The 22,159-nt window shown below is 61.4% G+C and carries 23 protein-coding genes; 11 read left to right on the top strand and 12 right to left on the bottom strand.

The genetic code is table 11. The features are described 5' to 3' along the window. Positions 1–133 precede the first annotated feature (133 nt). A complete protein-coding gene (locus tag AADW23_RS02510; protein WP_341862950.1) occupies positions 134–1,567 on the top strand; it encodes an aldehyde dehydrogenase family protein in 1,434 nt (477 codons plus the stop codon). Between the two features lie 75 nt (positions 1,568–1,642). Here the strand turns inward: AADW23_RS02510 and AADW23_RS02505 are convergent, their stop codons facing one another. From AADW23_RS02505 to AADW23_RS02460, 10 genes are all read right to left on the bottom strand, one after another. Further along, complete coding sequence (locus AADW23_RS02505; protein WP_341862949.1) at positions 1,643–2,638, bottom strand: porin; 996 nt, start codon at positions 2,636–2,638, stop codon at positions 1,643–1,645. Positions 2,639–2,760: 122 nt separating this feature from the next. After that, positions 2,761–3,417 (bottom strand): pseudouridine synthase, encoded by a 657-nt coding sequence (locus AADW23_RS02500; RefSeq protein ID WP_341862948.1) that lies wholly within the window; start codon positions 3,415–3,417, stop codon positions 2,761–2,763. A gap of 5 nt (positions 3,418–3,422) precedes the next feature. Beyond that, positions 3,423–3,620 (bottom strand): hypothetical protein, encoded by a 198-nt coding sequence (locus AADW23_RS02495; RefSeq protein ID WP_341862947.1) that lies wholly within the window; start codon positions 3,618–3,620, stop codon positions 3,423–3,425. Positions 3,621–3,785: 165 nt separating this feature from the next. Continuing rightward, positions 3,786–4,499, bottom strand: a complete 714-nt coding sequence (locus tag AADW23_RS02490; RefSeq protein WP_341862946.1) for a methyltransferase domain-containing protein — start codon at positions 4,497–4,499, stop codon at positions 3,786–3,788. A 108-nt stretch (positions 4,500–4,607) separates the two neighbouring features. Beyond that, entirely contained in the window at positions 4,608–5,273 is a 666-nt protein-coding gene (locus tag AADW23_RS02485; RefSeq protein WP_341862945.1) for a ChrR family anti-sigma-E factor, read from the bottom strand. Positions 5,274–5,297: 24 nt separating this feature from the next. Continuing rightward, a complete protein-coding gene (locus AADW23_RS02480; protein WP_341862944.1) occupies positions 5,298–5,852 on the bottom strand; it encodes a sigma-70 family RNA polymerase sigma factor in 555 nt (184 codons plus the stop codon). A gap of 151 nt (positions 5,853–6,003) precedes the next feature. After that, positions 6,004–7,059, bottom strand: a complete 1,056-nt coding sequence (locus AADW23_RS02475) for a saccharopine dehydrogenase (RefSeq protein WP_341864262.1) — start codon at positions 7,057–7,059, stop codon at positions 6,004–6,006. Next, positions 7,056–7,217, bottom strand: coding sequence for a hypothetical protein (locus AADW23_RS02470; protein ID WP_341862943.1), 162 nt, complete (start codon positions 7,215–7,217; stop codon positions 7,056–7,058). The genes AADW23_RS02475 and AADW23_RS02470 overlap by 4 nt, the downstream gene beginning before the upstream one ends. Before the next feature lie 33 nt (positions 7,218–7,250). Then, positions 7,251–7,952, bottom strand: a complete 702-nt coding sequence (locus AADW23_RS02465) for a response regulator transcription factor (RefSeq protein WP_341862942.1) — start codon at positions 7,950–7,952, stop codon at positions 7,251–7,253. Then, positions 7,949–9,859 (bottom strand): PAS-domain containing protein, encoded by a 1,911-nt coding sequence (locus AADW23_RS02460; protein ID WP_341862941.1) that lies wholly within the window; start codon positions 9,857–9,859, stop codon positions 7,949–7,951. The genes AADW23_RS02465 and AADW23_RS02460 overlap by 4 nt, the downstream gene beginning before the upstream one ends. Before the next feature lie 199 nt (positions 9,860–10,058). Here AADW23_RS02460 and AADW23_RS02455 point away from each other — a divergent pair, with 199 nt between their 5' ends. The 8 genes from AADW23_RS02455 (at position 10,059) to AADW23_RS02420 (ending at position 19,140) form a co-directional block, all read left to right on the top strand. Next, complete coding sequence (locus AADW23_RS02455) at positions 10,059–12,032, top strand: AMP-binding protein (protein ID WP_341862940.1); 1,974 nt, start codon at positions 10,059–10,061, stop codon at positions 12,030–12,032. An 81-nt stretch (positions 12,033–12,113) separates the two neighbouring features. After that, entirely contained in the window at positions 12,114–12,932 is an 819-nt protein-coding gene (locus AADW23_RS02450) for an ABC transporter ATP-binding protein (RefSeq protein ID WP_341862939.1), read from the top strand. After that, positions 12,925–13,404: a hypothetical protein gene (locus tag AADW23_RS02445; protein ID WP_341862938.1), complete on the top strand. Its 480-nt coding sequence runs from the start codon at positions 12,925–12,927 to the stop codon at positions 13,402–13,404. Before AADW23_RS02450 ends, AADW23_RS02445 begins: the two co-directional genes overlap by 8 nt. Before the next feature lie 3 nt (positions 13,405–13,407). Continuing rightward, positions 13,408–14,394 (top strand): branched-chain amino acid ABC transporter permease, encoded by a 987-nt coding sequence (locus AADW23_RS02440; RefSeq protein ID WP_341862936.1) that lies wholly within the window; start codon positions 13,408–13,410, stop codon positions 14,392–14,394. Between the two features lie 3 nt (positions 14,395–14,397). Then, positions 14,398–15,483, top strand: coding sequence for a branched-chain amino acid ABC transporter permease (locus AADW23_RS02435; RefSeq protein ID WP_341862935.1), 1,086 nt, complete (start codon positions 14,398–14,400; stop codon positions 15,481–15,483). A 107-nt stretch (positions 15,484–15,590) separates the two neighbouring features. Next, positions 15,591–16,871 carry an ABC transporter substrate-binding protein gene (locus AADW23_RS02430; RefSeq protein WP_341862934.1) on the top strand — a complete coding sequence of 427 codons (1,281 nt, stop codon included), beginning with the start codon at positions 15,591–15,593 and terminating at the stop codon, positions 16,869–16,871. A 123-nt stretch (positions 16,872–16,994) separates the two neighbouring features. Beyond that, positions 16,995–17,831 carry an ABC transporter ATP-binding protein gene (locus AADW23_RS02425; RefSeq protein WP_341862933.1) on the top strand — a complete coding sequence of 279 codons (837 nt, stop codon included), beginning with the start codon at positions 16,995–16,997 and terminating at the stop codon, positions 17,829–17,831. Positions 17,832–17,925: 94 nt separating this feature from the next. After that, positions 17,926–19,140, top strand: a complete 1,215-nt coding sequence (locus tag AADW23_RS02420; RefSeq protein ID WP_341862932.1) for a phenylacetate--CoA ligase family protein — start codon at positions 17,926–17,928, stop codon at positions 19,138–19,140. Positions 19,141–19,164: 24 nt separating this feature from the next. Here AADW23_RS02420 and AADW23_RS02415 read toward each other — a convergent pair whose 3' ends face one another. After that, positions 19,165–19,473 (bottom strand): hypothetical protein, encoded by a 309-nt coding sequence (locus AADW23_RS02415; RefSeq protein WP_341862931.1) that lies wholly within the window; start codon positions 19,471–19,473, stop codon positions 19,165–19,167. A 230-nt stretch (positions 19,474–19,703) separates the two neighbouring features. On the opposite strand from AADW23_RS02415, the gene AADW23_RS02410 reads away from it, so the two are divergent. Continuing rightward, positions 19,704–21,422, top strand: a complete 1,719-nt coding sequence (locus AADW23_RS02410) for a peptidoglycan-binding domain-containing protein (RefSeq protein ID WP_341862930.1) — start codon at positions 19,704–19,706, stop codon at positions 21,420–21,422. Then, positions 21,419–21,958 carry a DUF4329 domain-containing protein gene (locus tag AADW23_RS02405; protein ID WP_341862929.1) on the top strand — a complete coding sequence of 180 codons (540 nt, stop codon included), beginning with the start codon at positions 21,419–21,421 and terminating at the stop codon, positions 21,956–21,958. Before AADW23_RS02410 ends, AADW23_RS02405 begins: the two co-directional genes overlap by 4 nt. 3 nt (positions 21,959–21,961) lie before the next feature. On the opposite strand, the gene AADW23_RS02400 is transcribed toward AADW23_RS02405, so the two are convergent. After that, positions 21,962–22,111, bottom strand: a complete 150-nt coding sequence (locus tag AADW23_RS02400; protein WP_341862928.1) for a hypothetical protein — start codon at positions 22,109–22,111, stop codon at positions 21,962–21,964. Positions 22,112–22,159 lie beyond the last annotated feature (48 nt).

Genomic DNA, 22,159 nt, shown 5'->3' with positions numbered 1-22,159 from the left:
GGTGTGCTGTTCGGGGCCGACCGGAGGGCGGAAAACGGTTGTTCCAATGATTGGGGGGATGTTGGTCCGGTGGGTCTTGCGAAGACCTACGCGCCCTGTCACGGTTCCCCCCGACATCTTACAGGAGGCGACCATGAGCAACGCAAAGAACTTCTACATCGACGGCAAATGGGTGGCGCCCGCCAAGCCCCGCGACATGGACGTGATCGACCCGTCGACCGAGGAAGTGTGCGAGACGATCTCGCTTGGCGATCAGGCTGATACCGATGCCGCCGTTGCTGCCGCCCGCCGTGCCTTTGCATCGTGGAGCCAGACGTCCCCGGCTGACCGCATCGCCGTGGCTGAAAAGCTGCTGGAGGTCTATAACGCCCGTTCCGAGGATATGGCCCAAGCCATCAGCCGCGAAATGGGCGCGCCGCAGGATTTGGCACGGGCGCAGCAAGTGGGCGCGGGCTCGTGGCATTTGGGTGGGTTCATCAAGGCCGCCAAGGATTTCGTCTGGGACCACCCCTTGGGCGATTGGGCGCCGACCGAGCGCACGGTCTATGAGCCGATTGGCGTTTGCGCCCTGATTACGCCGTGGAACTGGCCGATGAACCAGATTGTGTTGAAGGTGGTGCCCGCGTTGTTGACCGGTTGCACGATGATCCTGAAACCATCGGAAATTTCGCCCCTGTCGGGCATCTTGTTCTCGGAGTTGATGGATGAGGCAGGCGTGCCTGCGGGTGTCTACAATATGGTGAACGGCGACGGTCCGGGCGTCGGCAGCCAGCTGTCTGTCCACAAGGACGTGGATATGGTGAGCTTTACCGGCTCCACCCGGGCGGGACGTCTGATCTCGAAGGCGGGGGCCGAGACGATCAAGCGGATTTCGCTGGAATTGGGCGGTAAAGGCGCGAATATCATCTTCGCCGATGCCGATGAGAAGGCCGTGAAGCAAGGCGTGATCCGCTGTTTCCGCAACACGGGCCAGTCGTGCAACGCGCCGACGCGGATGCTGGTGGAACGCGCGCGCTATGACGAGGCGGTAGAGCAGGCGGCGGAAGCGGCGGCAAAAGTGACTGTCGGTCCGGCGTCCGAGGAAGGTCGCCACATTGGCCCGGCGGTGAGCGAGTTGCAGTTCAACAAGATCCAGGACCTGATCCAGGTGGGAATTGATGAAGGCGCGCGTCTGATTGCGGGCGGCACAGGGCGGCCTGAAAACCTGAACCGCGGCTACTACATCCGCCCGACGGTCTTTGCGGATGTAACGCCGGATATGACGATCTACCGCGAAGAGATTTTCGGGCCGGTTCTGTCGATCATGCCGTTTGACAGCGAGGAAGAGGCTATCGCGATTGCCAATGACACCGACTACGGCCTGACCAACTATGTGCAGACGGGCGATGTTGAGAAGCTGCGCCGGGTTGGGCTTCAGCTGCGCTCGGGCATGGTTGAGGGCAATGGTCAGGGCTTTGCCCAGGGCTCTCCTTTCGGGGGGTACAAGCAGTCGGGCAACGGGCGAGAGGGCGGACGATTTGGCCTGCACGAGTTCCTTGAGACCAAGGCGATTTCCGGCTGGGGATGAAGTCACTCCACCGATGGAATCGCAAAAGGCGGGCCGATGATCGGCCCGCCTTTTTCATTCTGCGGATCGCCCCGATCAGAAGGAGAAGCTGAAACCCAGTGAATACTGTTGAATGTCCACAAAAGGATTTCCAAAAAGCTCTGAGGTTGATGAGTTGTAACCCGCCAGCACGGAAGCGCCGCCGCCAAGATCGTAGCCGGCGCTAACGCCCAAACCGGTGCTTCTGAAAAAGTCATTGGCTAGTGCAGCCAGCTCCGCGTCGAAAATGCCGTAGTTAGCGTGGAGGCTGTAGGGACCAGACGTCAGGCCGAAGCCGATTGCATGATGGTAGGCTTCCAATGGAAAGCCTGTAATGCGCGTGGCTTGCACCCCAATGCCAATCGTGTCCACCGCACTGCCCTGCAACGTCCAAATGGCTGAAAGACTACCGCCAAACTCCGCGCTATCGAGAAAGCCGACAGTCCAGAATGGTGACCCGACAAATTCGAAGTTTTGCACGAAATAATCGGACTCTCCTTGATAGCCGACACCGGCGCGGATGTTCAGGTTTCCGTAGTCGCGTTCGTAGCTGAGGCCAACCGCATAGACCGGATCCAACATTCCGCCCGAATCGTCATCGTCCATTTCCACCGACAAGTGCCCTGTGAATGCATCATAGGCGTAGCTAAAGCGTGCGATCTGACCGTCATGTGTACCGTCTAGATACGAGCCCCGATATCCCCAGTGGCTTGTTGAGTCGTCGTTGATCGAGCCTGGGTTGAGGATGTCGCCAGCCTCGGTCAGCGCGGCATCAAGTGCACCGTCGGTGTCACCCAATGTCAGGGTGGCATTACCCCCAGAGATGAAAACGGAATAACCGAAGTCGTCGTCTGTGTCGCCGCCAGCCCCTCCGGCAACTTCATCAAGATCGACGGTCGCCCCAAATACGAGGCCGTTGTCGGCCTCGCCAGAAAGCGTGAAGGTTACGTCAATGTCCTGAAAGAACTGATCTTCAAGTATTCTAAAGGGATTTCCGGCTGGGGGTGACCCTGTCCGAGGGGGGAGACGCTGGCCCGCGATTTTGCGGGGCAAAATGCGAGCATCGCCCCTCCCACCCTCCCGCGGGGTGGGGAACGCGGGCGCATGTGTGCGTTGTGGGACGCGGGAGCCTCCGGCGGGAGGTGTAAGGCCAAGGTGAAATCACGGCGTTGCCTCTAGAACGGCACCTTGGCGCGGAATGTCATGCCGATGCCGCCATCGGGGTGGCGCAGTTTCAGGCTTTCAGCGTGGAGCATCAGGCGCGGGAAGTCGCGGGCCGGGCCTGTGGCGTAGAACGGATCACCCAGGATGGGATGGCCGATTTCCAACATATGGACGCGAAGTTGATGGGAGCGCCCGGTTTTAGGGTATAGCCGCATGCGCGTCGTGCCGTCGTCTTCCAACCGCATCCGCCGCCAATCGGTTTGCGCGGGTTTGCCGGTCTCGAAGTTCACATGTTGCAGGGGGCGGTTGGGCCAGTCCACGATGAGGGGGAGGTCGATGTGGCCCTCTTTCTCGGCGACATGGCCCCAGACGCGGGCGACGTAGGTTTTCTTGGTGTGCCGCTTCTCGAATTGCAGGCCGAGGTGGCGTTGCGCGTGAGGGGTGCGGGCGAAGACCATGACGCCGGAAGTATCCATATCCAAGCGATGCACGAGGAGCGTTTCGGGGAAGGCCGCTTGCAGGCGAGAGATCAGGCAATCGGCCAGGTGCTCTCCTTTGCCCGGCACCGAGAGGAGGCCCGCAGGTTTGTTAACGAGCAGAAGTTCGTGATCTTCGTGGATGATATCCAGCGGGGTGTCGGGCGGCGCATAGGTGAAAGTGGGGTTCAAGGGAGCTACCGCGCTGAAATGAAGAACAGGATATTCAGGGCAATAAGTGCGATGGTCAGGGCAAGCAAGATGTGGCGCTCTGTCCGGTCTTCGGCGCTGGAAAGCCAGTATTTCGCTTGGGTGATGAAATTGCCCGTGGAGGGGAACATCCGCCCGGTTTGATCGACGCTACGGCGGCGGAAGCGGAAGAGGGTACGGAACATCATAACCGCCCAGGCGATGAAGATGAGACCTTGGAGGCTGAGAAAGACGATTTGGATTGCGGACATCTGCGAGGCTTGCCTTTTTGCCGGGTCGTGATCCGGGGTGCGCCGGTGCAGGGTAACGAAAGCGCAGTAGGGTGCATAGGCAGGGCCAAGGGATCGCTGCTAGGAGGCCTTTTGAGCGCGGATGTACCAGCCCGGGGCTGAAGAGCATACGGTTTCACCACGCCGCCCGGAATAAGTGCCTTGCTTGCCGAAACGGACTCTGGCCTCGGCAATATCAGAGAGCGCGGCGCGGGTTTCGACGATACCTCGGATTGCCTTGTCTCCGCGTCCCCGGACCGTCAGGGCCGAGGTGCGTCGCCCGAACACAAGGGGGAGTAACGATGTATGAGAGTAGTTGAGGTGTGCCAGCGTTGCGCCCCACCAGCTGGGGGTGTGGCGGTTGAAATCATCGGGGTGGCCGTGAACAGGATAAATCCAAGGCACGATTATATGCAGTGTACCACCTGGCTTCAGCACGCGGGTGATGTCTTCGAGTGCGGCCACATCATCGTAGATATGTTCTAACACATTAAGCGTGATAGCGGCATCGAAATGGCCATCGGCATAGGGAATCGGATCGCCGAATTCTATCAGATCGGTTGGTTTGAATTCGTCAGAAATGTTGACGGATCGAACCACCGCCCGCGTATCCAGAAACGGTACGTAATTGGCGGTCGTTCCGCCGCCGAAGTCTAAGACCGTCCCGGTCAGTTCAAGTTTTGAGATCAGATCCAGCTCCATCCGGCGCAGCATCGTTTTTGAGGCGCCATAGGCCCGTAGCTTGCGGTACATGGCAAGACTGGGGAGAGGCGGGTCTTGTATCGAAAGGGACATGGAGAACACCAAATAGAATGTCGTATTTTGGTCGCGCAAAATCCACGTTTTGACAAGGGCCAAGAAAAAGAGGGCCCCGCACAACTTCGATGCAAGGCTGACCCTGTATCAGATCCCGATGAAGGGTTGCGCCAAGCGGGGCAGGAGGCTTTGGAACTTGAGCTTTGCGTCGGTGGCAACAAGGCAAATGCAATCTTCGCCGGGGTCGGCGATGGGTTGGTGGGTGACCTGGGTGTCGGCGACCTCTAGATCGCCGCGGGCGAACACACCGCCGTCATCGCGGAATGACCCTTTCAGCACCAGCGTCATTTCGGCTCCGTTGTGGCTGTGCACCGGCATGGCGCGGCCTGCGGGGATCAGCAACAAGCGGGCCGTGCCGCCGTCGTCTGAATGCAGCACGTATTGCTTCACGCCGCCCCCAAGCGACCGCCATTGCAGGGCGTCCTCATCGCCGCCTACGACGTTTCGCAGCGGGGTTGGGAAGGTGCCTGCGATCGCGCCGGTGGGGGCCGTTGGCTCGGACGCGGGGGCGCTGATGATCTTGGCCATTGTCTGTTCGAAGCTGGCCTCTTCGACGGGGGCGGCGTCCAGATCGTCGGCGTCCATATTGTCCAAGACGGCACCGCCCAAGGCTTCGAATGTCTCTAGCCGCGCCCGCGCGTCGTCGCTGAGCGAGACATGCGTCGCCAGCACCAGATCAAAGGCTTTCGCCAGTGTTCCGGTCGCGTAGCCCATCAGCACATCGTCAGGGGCGGAATGGTGAGTATCTGTCATCAAGGTATCAAATTTCGGTCTGTTTCAGTTCATTGCGTGTCGGAGCCGTTCAAGCGCTAACCTAATTCGCGACTTGATCGTGCCAAGGGGCAGGCCGGTTTCCAGTGAAATCTCGGCGTGAGAGAGATCGCCAAAATAGGCCCGCCTGATAAGTGTGCGTTGCTTGTCAGGCAAGTCCTGCAACGCTTTGGCAAGGCGCGCGCTGTCTTGCTGGAAGGCGATCACATCGGCCTGGTCGGGCGGCTGATCGGGGCCCCAGGGAAGCTCTTCCGGGTCGGGGCGAGCGGACCGGCGCAACAGGTCAATCTTGCGGTTTCGGGCAATCGTGAAGATCCACGTCGCCACGGAGGCGCGTGTCGGGTCGAACATATGAGCCTTGCGCCAAAGGGTGGCCATGACGTCCTGCATACAATCCTCGGCGAGGCTGGGATCAGCCCCGGATTTGATCAGAAACGCCTTCACCCGAGGGGCGAATTGCCGAAAGACCTCGGCAAAGGCGTCTTGATCTTGGTTCTGCGCAATGGCGGCCACTTTGGCGGCCCAATACGCGGGAGAGGGTTCTTTTGCCGTCACGATCATTCCACGCGGTGTATCCGTTAAGCACGCCTTACTCGGCGTCCTTCGCGAGACCAACGCTTAAACATAGTGGTCGCTCGTAAACAGCTTATGCATGTTACGGCGCAGCGCCTAGAGTGGATCACTCTTTCTTGGCGAAAGGTTCCGTTGCGGCCTACAGCGTCGAAAGCGCGGTGCGGTAGGTTTCATGGGCCCGCGCCCAAACGCCTCGGCCAATATCTGGCAGGCATTGCAGGTGGGGCAGCAGCTGGTCTGCGAAATCTTCAGAGCTTTCCAGCGGCAGAAGTGAGGGCAGGTTATCAATCGCCATCACGTCAAGGGGCGGCTCGGGCGCGGCCCGAAGCAGCGGCTCTGCCCAGGTGGTGATGCGGTCATAGACTTTCACCGGAGAGAAGTCCGAGGTCGGATCACAGGCGATATCGCCGATCACCCGCAGGGCGCGGGGCGTCTGCGGCGCATCGGCGGGCACGAAGACAGGCACGCCGTCCATCGCCAGAATGCAGTTGAGGAAGATATTGTGGGCCAAGACCTCGGGGAAGGGGCCGCCGCCCGCCGTCTCTGCCATGTCCCAAGCGGTTGGGGTGACGCCGATCTGGGACAGGAACGACGTGGCGCCTGTTCCGGTGCGCCCCAACGCGCCGATGATCAAAGCCGTGGGGCTGGGGGCATTGGCGGCGGCAAGGCGATCCTGGATATCGGCCACCAGACTTTCCTGGTTGTCCCATGGGGTGACGGGGCCCATGGCGCTGCTGCCGTGTTGTGCGGCCCATGCCGCAACGCTAAGCGCGGCCCCCACAAAACCCGCCCAATAGCCGAAGGCCGCAACCCGGCGTTGCCGGTCATCGACGAGGTATTCCAGATCATAGAGCGCGCCGCCCCCCGCCTTGAACCGCGCCAGTAGGTCCAGCCCATCGGCTTGGCCCTTGAAGGCATGGCCAAACAGAATGTGGCGATGGCGCAAGGGGCCGGTATTGAAGGGCAGCTCTTTCAGGCCGAAGATCACCGCATCATCTGGCGCATCACGCCACGACCCGGCAGCCGCAATCGCCGCGCCCGTCTGGCGGTAGCCGTCAATCGGTAGGACGCGGGTGGGGCTGTCTTCCACCGTGACACGCATCCCCTCGGCCATCAGCCTTGCGACACCGGCCGGCGTGATACCCACGCGGCGTTCATTGGCGCGTTCTTCCGCGCGAACCCAAAGATGCATCAGTACCCCACCGTGCTGCGAATGAAGGGCAGGGCCGCTGCGGCGGCAATGCCAACGCCCGCGCCAACCGCAAGGCGGATACCGGGCGTGCCAAAGGCCGGGGCCGCAAGGGACAGCAGGCCACAGATGGCGGCGTAAAACGAGAGTGCGATCATATCCATAAGCGCAACGCTAACAGGCGTTTCCCGGTCGCGCTAGGACCAGCTTACATCGCCAAGAAAGATGTATCCCGCCCCGTAGATCGTTTTTATCAGGCGCGGGTTCTTGGGGTCTTCGCCCAATTTCGTGCGCAGCCGTGAAATCCGCACATCCATGGCCCGGTCAAAGCTATCGCCCGCAGCGCCGCCAAGGCTTTCCTGCATTTGTTGCCTGGAGATCAATCGCTTGGGCGCGTTGAGGAACAGGCGCAACACCTCTCCTTCCGCATGGGAAAACGTGGTTTCCGCACCGCTTTCATCGGTCAGCACATAGCTTTCAAACTGTGCCGTCCAACCGTTGAAACGCGCCGTGTTCTGGGCGCGGTCGGGGGCTTTGGGGCTGCGCAGGCGGGCGCGGACGCGGGCGATCACCTCGGCGGGATCAAACGGTTTGATGATGTAATCATCGGCCCCCAACTCCAACCCCGTCACCCGATCCTGCACCTGCGCACGGCCCGAGATGATGATAATCGCCGCCCCGGATTCAAGCGCCAGACGGTGGACCACGGCAAGGCCATCGCGGTCCGGAAGACCCAGATCCACAAGGCAGACGTCGGGGGTCGTGTGGCGCAGAGCGGCCTCAAATTCGGTGGCGCGGCCAAAGGTGGCGGTGCGAAAGCCTGCGTCTTGCAGGGCTTCCGACAGCATCGCGCGGATCTGCGGCTCATCATCAAGGATGGAAACGAGGGGCTCGGTCATTGCGGGGCCTCCAAGGCCAACAGGTGCATCAATGCCGCGGAATCGAGCGGTTTACGCAGTACGGGCCAGTAATCTGCCCCGGCACTATAGCGCGGATCATCGGGCGGGAGCGAGGTCATCAAAGCCAGTTTCAGCGCCGGTTGGCGCATCGAGATGGACCGCAACAAGGCGACCCCGTCGGTGCCTCCAAGATTGATATCAGACAACACCCAATCAAGGCCCGGCAGATCGGCCAGGGAATCAGCCTCTTCCGACGACGCGGCCTCGATCACTTGATGGCCCAAATCCGTCAACAGATCGCGGACGTGGGTACGGATGTCGGGGATGTCATCCACCAGAAGGATCAGACGCGGACGCGCCTCGGCCTCGGCGGGGCGCAGGGGCAGGCGCAGGGTCACGCAGGCCCCATCGCGGGTGTTCGAAAGCCGCAAGGTGCCCCCCGCCAGCTTCACCAGATCATAGACCATGGTCAGGCCAAGACCCGACCCCTCATCCCCCTTGGTGGTGAAAAACGGATTCAGCGCCTGTTCCAATGCGTCTTTCGAAAAACCGCGCCCGGTGTCGCTGACGGTGATTTCCAGCCAGGTATCCAGCACGCTGCGAGCCTTCAGCGCGATATGCCCCGGCGCGATGCCAATCGCGTCACGGGCGTTCAACACAAGATTAAGCAAGCCATCCTGCAAGGTGCCGGCATCCAGCATCAGCGCCGGGTGGGGCAGATCATTGGTGACCGAGATCGACACGCCATCGGGCAGCGTCGCTTCGGCCAGAGGGGTAAAACTGTCCAGAAAATCCTGCACCACAACGGGGGCGGCCCGCATGTTCCGCGCGCCGGTCATATTGGCGATCTTGTCGAGCAACGACCCGCCGCGCCGCACCGCCATGCGCGTCGCACCGGTCAGCTCATGGGCGCCGTGGGGCAGGGGCAGTTTTTCCAGCCTTGCCTGAAGACCAAGGATAATCGTCAGTAGATTGGCAAAGTCGTGGGCAAGACCGCTGGTCAATTGCACCGCCAATTCGCGTTTATGGGTCTGTTCCAGCGCGGTGCGGGCCTGGGTTTCTTCGGTCACATCGGTGGACAGCAGGTAGACGCCGCCATCGGCATGTTCATCGGGGGTGAAGGCCGTGCGGATACGGCGGCCCGACTCCGGGTCCGTGAACTCCTGCACCGACGGATCGCCCCCACTGGCACGGGCAAGCGCGGGGCGCAGGAGGGCTGCGACCTCGGCCCCCAAGGCCTGTTCAAACGATTCGCCAATAATGTCGTTGGCCCGCCCCGGCAAAACCACCGACAGGCGTTTGTTGGTAAAGGAGTATTTCCCGTTTCCATCGAGGTGGCCGATATGGGCGGGGGTCATTTCCGTGACCAGACGGGTGCGGGCCTCCATCTCGGTCAGGGCGGCTTTGGCCTCTTGCAGCTGGCTGATGGTGGCGGCCAGGCGGCGATTGGTCAACGCCAGTTCCTCGGTATGGGTCAGGACTTGATCCGACAATTCCTCGGACCGGGCCCGAAGCAGCATTTCCTGCCGTTTGGTCGCTGTGATATCCGTGTACACCGTGACCCAGCCACCGTCGGGCAAGGGGGAACCTTCGACGCTGATCGCCCGCCCATTGGCGCGGATTCGTTCAACATAATGCGGCAGAAACGCCAATGCCTGATCGACGCGGACCTGCACGAAAGCCTCTACATCATCGACCTCACCGTATTCGCCTTGGCGCACCAGATAGGTGAGCGTTTCATCAAAACGAGCGCCGGGGGTGACAAGGTGGGGCGGCAGGCCGAACATCTCCTGAAACGGACGATTGCACACGGCCAGCCGCAGATCCGCGTCGTAAATCGACAAAGCCTGTTGGATCAGGTTCAGTCCTGCGCGGGTAAAAGATTCCGTTTTTCGGTCACGTGCCATGGCCTTATGGCTAACGGTCCAAGGCGCTGCCGCCAAGGCCGCCCGAGGCGCTGTTACAATTTGATAGAATTGCGACAAAGTCACGTAACTCTTGACCGACAACTCTTTTGTGCCACGGTGGTGCTGTTCGCGTAACGCTCCGAACCAGAGAGCGTACAGAACACATGTCGGCCGGGAGGGTCGGCGAAGGGAGGATAGTTTGGCTGATACAAAACCGTCGACAGGCGCGCTGCAATCCGTGCCTGCGCTTCTGCGCCGCAATGCGGCTGAATTCGCGGGCCGCGCGGCGTACCGCGAAAAGGAATACGGAATCTGGCAAAGCTGGACCTGGAGCGAGACGCTGGAAGAGATCGAGGCATTGTCCCTCGGTCTGATCGGCCTTGGTCTGAACCGGGGCGACTATGTCGCCGTCATCGGCCGCAACCGTCCCGCTTTATATTGGTCCATCGTGGCCGTTGAAATGGCTGGCGGCGTGCCGGTGCCATTGTACCAAGACGCCGTCGCGGAAGAAATGACATACGTGCTGGAGCACTGCGGTGCCCGCTTCGTCATCGGCGGCGATCAGGAACAAGTCGATAAGGTGATTGAGGCGCAGGAATCCCTGCAAGGGATCGAGCAGATCATCTACCTGGACCGGCGCGGGATGCGCAAATACGACCACACCATGATGAATGCGCTGGACGACGTGCAGGCCGAAGGCCGCGCCGCGCGTCAGCGTTTGCTGCCTGAATTGCAGGCCCGTGAGGCCGAGCTGACCTACGACAGCACCTGTGTGATGCTTTATACCTCGGGCACCACGGGCAAGCCGAAGGGCGTTGTGCTGTCGAATCGCAACATTATCGAGACCTCCAAGGCGTCGTGCGAGTTCGATAACCTGCGGATGGAAGACGAGGTTCTGGCCTATCTTCCAATGGCTTGGGTGGGGGATTTCATCTTCTCCATCGGGCAGGCCTATTGGTCGGGCTTCTGCGTCAATTGCCCCGAAAGCGCGGAAACGATGATGACCGACCTGCGCGAGATCGGGCCCACCTATTTCTTCGCGCCGCCGCGTGTGTTCGAGACGCTGTTGACCAGCGTGATGATCCGTATGGAAGACGCCGGCAAGCTGAAGAAAGGCATGTTCGATCGCGCCATGGCGCGGGCCAAGATCATCGGGCCAAGGATTCTGGACGGCAAGCACGTGACCCTTGGGGACCGGATTGTTTACGCCATCGACACGGCGCTGGTGATCGGGCCGCTCAAGAACACCCTGGGCATGAGCCGGGTCCGCGTGGGTTACACAGCGGGCGAAGCCATTGGGCCGGAAATCTTTGATTTCTATAGAGCTTTGGGCATCAACCTGAAACAGCTCTACGGCCAGACCGAAGCCAGCGTGTTCATCACACAGCAACCCGACAGCGAAGTGCGCCCCGATACGGTTGGCGTGCCGTCGCCGGGGGTGGAGCTGAAGATCGGCGAGAATGGAGAGGTGTTCTACCGCTCTCCGGGCACCTTCGTGGAATACTACAAGAACCCCGAAAGCACCGCTTCGACCAAAGATCCCGAAGGCTGGGTCGCGACCGGTGACGCGGGCTTTATCGAAGAAGGCTCGGGGCATCTGCGTATCCTCGACCGGGCCAAGGATGTGGGCAAAATGGCCCAAGGCGGGCTGTTCGCGCCGAAGTTCGTGGAGAACAAGCTGAAGTTCTACCCTGACATTCTGGAAGCCGTTGTTTTTGGGGCGGAAAAAGAGTTCTGCACTGCCTTCATCAACATTGATCTGAGCGCCGTCGGCAATTGGGCTGAGCGCAACAATATCGCCTATGCGTCTTATCAGGAATTGGCGGGGCATCCGCAGGTCCTGTCCTCGCTCAAGGGGCATGTGGAAGCGGTTAACAAATCCGTCGCCGAAGACCCGATGCTGGCCCATTGCCAGATCGCGCGGTTCCTTGTGTTGCACAAGGAACTGGACGCCGATGACGGTGAAATGACCCGTACGCGCAAGGTGCGCCGTCGGATCGTGGAAGAGAAGTTCGCTGACCTTCTGGATGCGCTTTATGGTGGAAAAACAGAGCAGTACACCGAGACGGAAGTGACCTACGAGGATGGCCGGAAGGGCAAGATCACGGCCACTTTGCAGATCATTGATGCAGCGACGGTTAACGTGGGCAACCCCCAGATGGCGGCGGAATGATGGGTGGGTTTGCTGCGCAAAACGCGCGTGCTGAACGCACGACGCCCCACCCACCATCCCACAGGGTCGGAGATTTGAATAATGCTTGATCAGGCAGAAGGTCACGTAACCGCAGATGGGCGCAAGATTGGGCCTGTGGTTTTGGAGATGCGCGAAATTACCCTTAGATTTGGGGGGGTTGAGGCGATCAAGAACATCTCGTTCGACGTGCGCGAAGGCGAGATTCGGGCGATCATCGGCCCGAACGGGGCGGGGAAATCCTCGATGCTGAACGTCATCAGCGGCTTCTATAATCCGCAAGAAGGCCAGGTCATGTATCGCGGGGCGCAACGACCCTCGATGCGGCCCTATCAGGTGGCGCGCCAAGGCATCGCCCGCACGTTCCAGAACATCGCGCTGTTCGAGGGGATGAGCGTTCTCGACAACGTCATGACCGGGCGACTGAACCACATGAATTCGGGCCTTCTGGGCCAGGCTATGTGGTGGGGCAAAGCCGAAAAGGAAGAGGTTGCGAACCGTGCGAAGGTTGAGGAAGTCATTGATTTTCTTGAGATTCAAGCCATCCGCAAAACGCCCGTGGGCCGCTTGCCCTATGGTCTTAAGAAGCGGGTCGAACTGGCCCGCGCCTTGGCGGCCGAGCCGCAGATTCTGCTGCTGGATGAGCCGATGGCGGGCATGAACGTGGAGGAGAAAGAAGACATGTCGCGCTTCATCCTCGACGTGAATGATGAGTTCGGCACCACCATCGTTTTGATCGAGCACGACATGGGCGTGGTGATGGACCTTTCCGACCGCGTCGTGGTGATGGATTACGGCAAGAAGATTGGCGACGGCACGCCCGATGAGGTGCGCAACAACCAAGAGGTGATCGACGCGTATCTGGGCGTGGCCCATGACTGAATCGGCTGTACACATTCTGTACACACGGGGCGCACTTTTCGTGCATACGGCGGCCGTCGCCGCGTTTGCGCTGGCGGCCCCGGCCTCGGCGCAGATCGAAGGCAGTTTCGAGGCGTTCCAAGCCCGTTGCCTGACGCCGATGCTGGAGGTCCGCGAAACCGATGTGACCGGGCTAACCCGCGTCCCGCACCGCGCGGCGTGGGAGACTTGGCGCCCAGACGACGCGGCATGGGAATTGCAACGGGCCTTGCCCGGTGCAGTCGTCCAATATTGCGCCATCAACGGCCCGATCGAGGCGCAAGTCGTGCCCTGGGCCGAAGCGGCAGTTGCGTCGGGCGATTACATTCGCATCGATCGTCAGCCCCCCACCCTTCAAACGACGACGCTGCGAGAGCCGCGCCTAGAGATCGAAATCGACCGGGAAGCCACGCCGATGCACCTGACCGTCATTGAAACGAATTTGGAGAGCTGAGACATGCCTGACCAGTTAATTTTCGCGATGGAGGTCACGCTCAACGGGCTGATGACCGGGGTGATGTATGCGCTGGTGGCGCTTGGGTTTGTCTTGATCTTCAAGGCGTCCGGCATCTTCAACTATGCCCAAGGGGTCATGGCGCTGTTTGCGGCGATGACGTTGGTGGGCATTCAGGACGGCAGGGTGCCCTTTGCGCATCTGATCAACGAGATCTTCGGCACCGACATCCACCACTTCGGCTGGCACGTCCCGGCGCTGGGGGCGATCTTGCTGACGGTGCTGGTGATGATCGCCTTTGCCTATCTGGTGCAACGGTTCGTGTTCAAACATCTGGTGGGCCAAGAGCCGATCATTCTGTTCATGGCCACGATCGGGCTGGCCTACTTCCTTGAAGGCGTGAGCGACCTGATGTGGGGCAGCGAGATTCGCAACCTCGACGTGGGGCTGCCGCAGGGGATCAACGATTGGATCGACATCACCACGTTTGAAGTCTTCGGCTACGGTTTCTTCATCGACAATCTGGATATTGCCGCCACGCTGATCGCCGCGATCCTTGTGATGGGGCTGATTGCCTATTCGCAATACACCAAGAATGGCCGCGCGATGCGGGCGGTGGCGGACGATCACCAAGCGGCGCTGAGCGTTGGGATCTCGCTCAACTACGTGTGGGTTCTGGTCTGGTCGCTGGCGGGAATCGTCGCGCTGGTGGCGGGGATCATGTGGGGCAGCAAGTCTGGCGTGCAGTTCTCGCTTAGCTTGATCGCGCTGAAGGCGTTGCCGGTGCTGATGCTGGGCGGCTTCACGTCGATCCCCGGCGCCATTGTCGGCGGGCTTATCATTGGCGTCGGAGAGGCGCTGTTTGAATTCTCGGTCGGTCCGATGATCGGCGGAGCCACGGAAAACTGGTTCGCCTACGTATTGGCGCTTCTGTTCCTCGTCTTCCGGCCCCAGGGCCTGTTCGGCGAAAAAATCATCGAGAGGGTCTGAGCCATGTTTTACCGGGAAGCGGGCGATTTCAAAACGTCCTACAGCGAAGACAGCCAGACATTTCCGATCCTGTTTGATCGCTATCGCTACTACTTTGTGTTGGTCGTCGGGGCCTTGGTTATTCCGTTCGTTCTGAACGATTACTGGGCGAATTCGATCCTGATCCCGTTCCTGATCTATGCGATCGCGGCGATCGGGCTGAACATCCTGACGGGCTATTGCGGGCAGGTCAGCCTTGGCACCGGCGGGTTCATGGCGGTGGGGGCCTATACGTCCTACAAGCTGATGACCGCGTTTCCGGGGCTCGACATGATCTCGGTCACGTTGCTGAGCGGCGTGATGACGGCGATGGTTGGCGTGGCGTTTGGCTTGCCGAGCTTGCGGATCAAGGGGTTCTATCTGGCGGTTGCGACGTTGGCGGCGCAGTTCTTCCTCGTTTGGTTGTTCAACAAGGTGCCGTGGTTCTACAACTACTCGGCCTCGGGCCAGATCAGCGCGCCAGAGCGGGATTTCTTCTACTTCATCAATGTGCCGGTCACCGGCCCGAATGCGGAATCCTGGGCGAAGTACCTGTTCTGCTTCCTGTTCGTCTTCGTGCTGGCCTGGGTCGCGCGGAACCTGACGCGGGGCAGTGTGGGCCGGCAGTGGATGGCGATCCGCGACATGGATATCGCCGCCGAGATCATCGGGGTGAACCCGTTGAAGGCAAAACTGACGGCCTTTGCGGTGTCGAGCTTCTATGTGGGCATCGCGGGCGCGCTGCTGTTCACCGTCTATCTGGGCGCGGCGGAAGTGGGGGAAGCCTACGGCATCACCAAGAGCTTCCTCGTGCTGTTCATGATCATCATTGGCGGCTTGGGAAGCATCTTCGGCAGCTTTGCGGGCGCGGCGTTCATGGTTCTGCTGCCGGTCGTGTTGAAGGTGTTGCTGGTCGATACCTTCGGGATGGACACGGCGCTGAGCGCGCATTTCCAGTTCGTGATCGTGGGCGGGTTGATCATGTTCTTCCTGATCGTGGAGCCCCACGGGCTGGCCCGGCTGTGGGCCTTGGCAAAAGAGAAATTGAGATTGTGGCCGTTCCCGCACTAGGGGGCGCCGTGAGGAGACCGACCAAAGAGCGGTCACATTGAAGACCCCGGCGCTGGGAGGCGTGGGGAAGGAATAAATCGGAACTAATCCATGGGAGGAATGACCCGATGAAAAAACTGACACTGCTGGCTGTGACCAGCGCAATGGTGGCTGGTACGCCCGCGATGGCGGACCTTGTGTTCCCCGACCTCAGCTACCGGACGGGCGCCTATGCGGCAGGCGGCATTCCGTTCTCGGACGGGTATCAGGACTACTTCGCACTGCTCAACGCCCGTGACGGCGGCATCGGCGGCGTCGAGGCCCGCGTGGTGGAGTGCGAGACCGCCTACAACACCGAGCGCGGCGTGGAATGCTACGAGAGCACCCGCGACGAGGGCGCGCTGGTCTATCAGCCGCTGTCCACCGGCATCACCTACCAGTTGATCCCGCGCGCCACCGCCGACGGCATCCCGCTGCACACGATGGGCTATGGCCGGACTTCTGCCGCCAATGGCGACGTCTTCAGCCATGTCTTCAACTACCCGGCGAACTACTGGGACGCGGCCTCGGTGATCGTGAACCAGCTGCTGGAAGAGAACGACGGCTCCCTCGAAGGGCAGACCATCGCGCTGCTGTATCACAACTCGGCCTATGGTCGCGAGCCGATCCGCACGCTGGAAGAGTTGAGTGCAATGCACGGGTTTGAACTGACTCAGCTGGCTGTGGATCACCCGGGTCAAGAGCAGGGCAACCAATGGCTGCAAATCCGCCGGGAGCGTCCCGATTACGTCGTGATGTGGGGCTGGGGCGTGATGAACCAGGTTGCCATTCAGGAAGCCATCAATACACGCTACCCGATGGAGAACTTCATCGGTAACTGGTGGGCTGGTGCCGATCATGACGTTGAATCGGCGGGTGCAGATGCCGCGGGCTACCGGTCCCTGAACATGAACCGTTTGGGCGATATGCCCGTGTTTGCTGAAATTCAGGAGATGGTGATCGACGCCGGTCTGAACGCGGGCGACGGCAGCAACCTGGGCAACGTGCTTTACACGCGCGGCATGTATGCGGCGATGTTGGCAGCCGAAGCGGCGGCCATGGCGCAGGAGATCCACGGCGTGGCAGACATCGACGCGTCTATGATGCGCGACGGCATGGAAGCGCTGAACATCACCAACGCGCGTATGGAAGAACTGGGCATGCCCGGTATCGGGCCTGAGTTCTCGGTTTCTTGCGAGAACCACGGTGGCAGCGGCATGGCGATTATGCAGCAGTGGGACGGATCACAGTGGGTCACGCTGACTGACTTTATCGCCCCCGATGATAGCGTCATTGATCCGCTGGTTGCGGAAGATTCCGCGCAATATGCGACTGAGAACGGGATCGAATCTCAGTGCGGCGAGAGCTGATCTGAAAACTCCGGCGGCGGCGTTTGGGTCGCCGTCGGAATTGAGTTGTATTTGCCAAGATGAAGGAGCGGGTAGTGCCAAGAGAGGCCGCTGCGCGCATCCGATGGGACAAGGACGGACGCGATGTTGGATCAGGTGACTGATGTTGATGCACAGGCAGAGACGCTGCTGGAGGTCAACAATATTGAGGTGATCTACAACCACGTGATCCTCGTGTTGAAGGGCGTGTCATTGAAGGTGCCCAAGGGCGGGATTACCGCGCTTCTGGGCGGCAATGGCGCGGGAAAGACCACGACGTTGAAGGCGATTTCCAACCTGCTGCATTCCGAGCGCGGGGAAGTCACCAAGGGCGCGATTTCGTATCGCGGAGAGAAGGTGCAGGATCTGAACCCCTCGGATCTGGTGGAGCGGGGCGTTATTCAGGTCATGGAAGGACGCCATTGTTTTGAACATCTGACCGTTGAGGAGAACCTGCTGACGGGCAGCTACACGCGCAAGGATGGGCGCGGGGCAATCGCGGCGGATCTGGACCTTGTTTACGAATATTTCCCAAGGCTGAAGGAGCGGCGCACCTCGTTGGCGGGCTATACCAGCGGCGGAGAGCAGCAGATGTGCGCGATCGGGCGGGCGTTGATGTCGCGGCCCGAGACGATCTTGCTGGACGAGCCGAGCATGGGTCTTGCCCCGCAGTTGGTGGAGCAGATTTTCGGTATCGTGAAGCGGTTGAACGAAGAGCAGGGGGTGACCTTCCTGCTGGCCGAGCAGAACACCAATGTGGCGCTGCGATTTGCCCATTACGGCTATATCCTCGAGAGCGGTCGCGTGGTGATGGACGGCCCGGCGGCGGAGTTGAGGGAGAACCCCGACGTGAAGGAGTTCTATCTGGGCATGTCCGATGATGGGCGAAAGTCGTTCCGCGATGTCCGGTCGTACCGGCGCCGCAAGCGCTGGTTGAGCTGAGCTGTTGGGCGCGCGGGTGCTGCGCCGGGGGCGACCCACCGTTTTTGCCGAAATGATGTGATCGCCTGAGGGCGCGCGTGAAAGGACCAAGGAAATGCCAGACAAGAGCCAGCCGCATTTCGACACGCTAGAGACGCGCAGTGCAGACCAGCGAGCCGCAGAGCAATTGGTCGTCGTGAACGCGCAATTGGCCAGGCTGCGCGAGGCCGAGGCCCAAGACGGTGGCCTGGTGCCCGGCGGCGCCTTGGATTCGTTGGACGACTTGGCCCGTCTGCCGGTTCTGCGAAAGTCCGATCTGGTGGCAAGGCAGGCCGAGAACCCGCCATTCGGCGGCATGGCGGTCAGCAATGTGGCCCATGTATTCCAATCCCCCGGCCCGATTTATGAGCCCGGAGGCGTCAGCCACGATTGGTGGCGGATGGGGCGCTTCCTGCACGCGGCGGGCATCGGCAAGGGTGATATCGTCCAGAATTGTTTTGGGTATCATCTGACCCCGGCGGGCATGATCTTTGAGAGTGGCGCAAGGGCCGTGGGCGCGGCCGTTCTGCCCGCGGGCGTCGGCCAGACCGAGCTTCAGGTACGCGCCGCCAAGGACATCGGCTGCACCGCCTACGCGGGCACGCCGGATTACCTGAAGGTGATCCTCGATAAAGCCGAGGAGATGGGAGAGACGTTGAATTTCACCCGCGCGGCTGTGGGCGGGGGCGCATTGTTCCCGTCGCTACGGCAGGAATATGCGGATCGCGGCATCGCCTGTTTGCAGTGCTATGCGACGGCGGATCTGGGCAACATCGCCTATGAGAGCGCGGCGATGGAGGGAATGATCCTCGACGAGGGGGTGATCGTGGAGATCGTGCGCCCCGGCACCGGAGATCCGGTGGCAGAGGGCGAAGTGGGGGAAGTCGTTGTGACCTCTCTCAACCCCGATTATCCGCTGATCCGTTTTGCCACCGGCGATCTGAGCGCGATCATGGCGGGGCAGAGCCCCTGCGGGCGGACCAACAAGCGGATCAAGGGGTGGATGGGCCGCGCCGACCAGACGACGAAGATCAAGGGCATGTTTGTGCGCCCTGAACAGGTGGCCGACCTGGTCGCCAAGACGGGCGTGGAAAAGGCCCGCGTCATCGCGCGCCGGGACGGCGAGAAAGACGTGATGCACGTGCAGGTCGAGGCCACGGGGACCGACGAAGCCGCGCTGGCCGAGGCGGTGAAAGCCACCTTGAAGCTGAGCGGGAGCGTCGAGGTGCTGGCCTCTGGCAGCTTGCCCAACGATGGCAAGGTGATCGACGATCAGCGCAGTTACGACTGAGGCAGTTACGACTGAGGGAGCAAATCAGTTCCGGCTTTCGGCGGCGCGGAGTTCAGCGGGCGTGGCGAGGCCGTCACCGTTGGTGTCCACCTGAGCGAACGCGACGCGGAACGCGGAAAGGCGGTCGATGCGCACCGACATCGGCGCGCCGGCGTCGGCCATCAGGCGAATGAAGGTGCGAAACTCGTCAAGCGTCAAACGCTCATCCCCGTCCACATCGGCGGCAAGAAAGAATTGCACGCTTTGCTGCTCAAACTGTGCCGAAGCTGGCGCGGCGGGAAACATCGCGGCAAGGGACAGGGCCGAGGCGGCTGCAAGGGTAAATCTGGACATCTTCGACGCCTCCTTAAAGGGCGGGTGGTCTGGTTCGTTTCATTAGATGGGCGCTTTCGGCGGTCGTACTAGGCCCCATCGCGACAACGTGTGGTTTTCGGCAGTTCAGCGCCGCTTGCTATTGAATGACGGCCATTTGCGGCCCGTTCCCGGAGTTTCGTTATCCGTTAACGGCGCATGACCGTGGTAGCGTTCAAAAGTTAAACGATTCTGATCCGGAGATTGTTCCTATGCTTTTACGCCCCCGCGCCCTGTCTGCGGCGCTTCTTTCTACGCTGATCGGTGCGCTATCCGCGCCGCTGGCCCATGCCGATACGGCGTTGTTGATGGTGAACGACAGCTATCGCCACGCGCAAAACCTGCGCAACGCGCAGCCGGTGGAGCAGCTCCGCTCGCGGCTGTTGGATGCGGGGTTCAACGTGATTACGGTGACCGATGGTAACGGGGCTGACCTGCGTGAAGGCTTGTCGCGACTGCTGGAAGCCGGAGAGGACGAGCGCATCTTGATCGCGGCGGTGGGCCATTTTGCCCGCTCCGACAGCGATAGCTGGCTGCTGGGGTCGCAAGCGAACGAGACCTCTCTGGCGACGGTGGGGGGCGATGGCCTGAGTGTCTCGGTTCTGATGGAGGTCGCCGCCAATGCGCCGGGCCGATCCGTCGTGATGCTGGGGCTGGAGCGCCGCAGGATTGATCTGGGCACCGGCCTTGGGGCGGGCGTCGGGCGCATTGATGCGCCCCAGGGCGTGACCGTTCTGGCGGGCGATCCGGAGGATCTGGCAAGCTTCACCACGGCGCATTTGATGATGCCGGGGACCGATCTGGCGCAGGCGGTGCGCGATGTGGGCAACCTGAGGGCCTTCGGGTTCGTCTCCTCTGCCGTGCCGTATTTCCCTGCGGCCACGGCCGGCCCGGCGCCGCAACAGCCGCCCACGACGCCACAAAACCCGACACAGCCCGGTGCCGATGAGGTGGCGCTATGGAATGCGGCGGTAGAGTTGGACACTCTGGGCGCCTACCGCGCTTACCTGGCGCGGTATCCTAGCGGATTTTACGCCAGCGATGCGCAGGCACGGGTCAATGCGTTCGAGAACGACCCCACCGCCATTGCCCGCGCGGCAGAGGAAGCCTTGGGGCTGAACCGCAACCAGCGCCAGCAAATCCAGCGCAGCCTGTCGATCCTGGAGTACGACACGCGCGGCATCGACGGCATTTTTGGCACCGGCACGCGCAATGCGATCCGTGGCTGGCAGACATCCCGAGGCTACTCGGTCACCGGGTATCTCGATGGGCCACAGGTGAACGCGCTGGCGCAGCAGGCCAACGCCCGCGCCGCAGAGCTGGAAGAGGCCGCCCAAGAGGCGCGAGAGGCTCGCGAACGGGCAGACCGCGCTTATTGGCAGGTAACCGGGCAGGGCGTTTCCGAAAGCGGATTGCGGTCCTATCTGGAGCGTTACCCTGACGGGCTGTTCGCCGAGGAAGCCGAAGCGCGCCTGGACGAGATTGAACGCGCCGCCCGCGCCGAGGCCGAAGCCCGGGACCGCGCCGCATGGGATACGGCCCGTGGCAACGATACGGTGCCCGCCTATCGCGGCTACCTGAACGACTTCCCCAATGGCGCGTTTCGGCAGCAAGCCCAGGGGCGGATCAACCAGCTAAGCGGCAACGGTGGCGGCTTCACCCCGCAGCAGATCGCGCAGCTGGAGGCCCGCGAGGCGGCGTTGAACTTGCCGCCTGTCACCCGCTCTCTCATCGAGCAGCGCTTGCAGGTGTTGGGTCTTGAGCCGGGACGTGTGGATGGCCGTTTTGATAACCGCACCCGCCGTGCGATTCGCCGGTACCAGCAAGCGCGGGGGATGGACGTGACCGGCTATCTCGCTCAGAACGTTGTGGTGCGTCTGCTGGCCGAAACCGTGGGCGGTATCTTGCAACTGAACGGAGTCGTTGAGTGAAAGTACCCACTTTGGTGGCCGCAGCGATTGCGGCCACGATCCTCTTGGCGGCCAGCCAGGCGACGGCGCAAGATGCCGCCGAACTGGCCGCCGCCCGAGGCGCGTTGCTGCAACTGCAAGCCCGCAGCTTCGCAGAGAATCGAGAGTATTGCGGCTATATCGGGCGCTTGCCCGGCGGTCAGTTGACCGCAACGGAAGTGACCCGTGGCGACACTTGGGGGTGTCTGAGCCGTGCCGACGAGAGCCGTTTTGTCGAGGTCGTTGCCAGTTTCCACACCCACGCGGGCTTTGACCCTTCCGCCGACAGCGAAGTGCCAAGCACGGACGATATGCGCGGCGACATTGCCGAACAGGTCAACGGCTATATCGCCACCCCCGGCGGGCGGTTGTGGTTCGTGGATTATCGCCGCGCCGTGGCGGTGCAGCTTTGTGGATTGGGGTGTGTGGGGCAGGACCCTCGGTTCATCCCCGGCGATGCGGGGCCCATCGCGCAGAGCTATACCATGCAACAATTGCAGGCCCGCGAGGGGCGATAGGGCTTAGGGGTCGACGTTCACACCCGCCGTGCCGCCCGCAGTGGGGCTGGGGCAGGAGGTGGTGGAAGGATCACAGGTGGGCGTGTTTTGCGCCAAGGCAGCCACGGGTGCCGCGGCCAGAAGGGCAGCAAAGAGAATCGGGCGTAGGGTCATGGCGCGGGCCTTTCGGTGATCGTGTCTTGAGGCTTTTTAGCGAAGCCG

It is taken from the genome of Gymnodinialimonas sp. 57CJ19 (assembly GCF_038396845.1).
In the GTDB taxonomy this organism is placed as follows: Bacteria; Pseudomonadota; Alphaproteobacteria; order Rhodobacterales; family Rhodobacteraceae; genus Gymnodinialimonas.
This window is presented reverse-complemented; position numbering and strand designations above follow the sequence as displayed.

Bases quoted from the DNA above. Each gene is read 5' to 3' on its own strand.
- AADW23_RS02510 (WP_341862950.1), top strand. From the start codon at position 134: ATGAGCAACGCAAAGAACTTCTACATCGACGGCAAATGGGTGGCGCCC.
- AADW23_RS02495 (WP_341862947.1), bottom strand. From the start codon at position 3,620: ATGTTCCGTACCCTCTTCCGCTTCCGCCGCCGTAGCGTCGATCAAACC.
- AADW23_RS02490 (WP_341862946.1), bottom strand. From the start codon at position 4,499: ATGTCCCTTTCGATACAAGACCCGCCTCTCCCCAGTCTTGCCATGTAC.
- AADW23_RS02485 (WP_341862945.1), bottom strand. From the start codon at position 5,273: ATGACAGATACTCACCATTCCGCCCCTGACGATGTGCTGATGGGCTAC.
- AADW23_RS02480 (WP_341862944.1), bottom strand. From the start codon at position 5,852: ATGATCGTGACGGCAAAAGAACCCTCTCCCGCGTATTGGGCCGCCAAA.
- AADW23_RS02470 (WP_341862943.1), bottom strand. From the start codon at position 7,217: ATGGATATGATCGCACTCTCGTTTTACGCCGCCATCTGTGGCCTGCTG.
- AADW23_RS02465 (WP_341862942.1), bottom strand. From the start codon at position 7,952: ATGACCGAGCCCCTCGTTTCCATCCTTGATGATGAGCCGCAGATCCGC.
- AADW23_RS02460 (WP_341862941.1), bottom strand. From the start codon at position 9,859: ATGGCACGTGACCGAAAAACGGAATCTTTTACCCGCGCAGGACTGAAC.
- AADW23_RS02450 (WP_341862939.1), top strand. From the start codon at position 12,114: ATGCTTGATCAGGCAGAAGGTCACGTAACCGCAGATGGGCGCAAGATT.
- AADW23_RS02445 (WP_341862938.1), top strand. From the start codon at position 12,925: ATGACTGAATCGGCTGTACACATTCTGTACACACGGGGCGCACTTTTC.
- AADW23_RS02440 (WP_341862936.1), top strand. From the start codon at position 13,408: ATGCCTGACCAGTTAATTTTCGCGATGGAGGTCACGCTCAACGGGCTG.
- AADW23_RS02435 (WP_341862935.1), top strand. From the start codon at position 14,398: ATGTTTTACCGGGAAGCGGGCGATTTCAAAACGTCCTACAGCGAAGAC.
- AADW23_RS02430 (WP_341862934.1), top strand. From the start codon at position 15,591: ATGAAAAAACTGACACTGCTGGCTGTGACCAGCGCAATGGTGGCTGGT.
- AADW23_RS02425 (WP_341862933.1), top strand. From the start codon at position 16,995: ATGTTGGATCAGGTGACTGATGTTGATGCACAGGCAGAGACGCTGCTG.
- AADW23_RS02420 (WP_341862932.1), top strand. From the start codon at position 17,926: ATGCCAGACAAGAGCCAGCCGCATTTCGACACGCTAGAGACGCGCAGT.
- AADW23_RS02415 (WP_341862931.1), bottom strand. From the start codon at position 19,473: ATGTCCAGATTTACCCTTGCAGCCGCCTCGGCCCTGTCCCTTGCCGCG.
- AADW23_RS02410 (WP_341862930.1), top strand. From the start codon at position 19,704: ATGCTTTTACGCCCCCGCGCCCTGTCTGCGGCGCTTCTTTCTACGCTG.
- AADW23_RS02400 (WP_341862928.1), bottom strand. From the start codon at position 22,111: ATGACCCTACGCCCGATTCTCTTTGCTGCCCTTCTGGCCGCGGCACCC.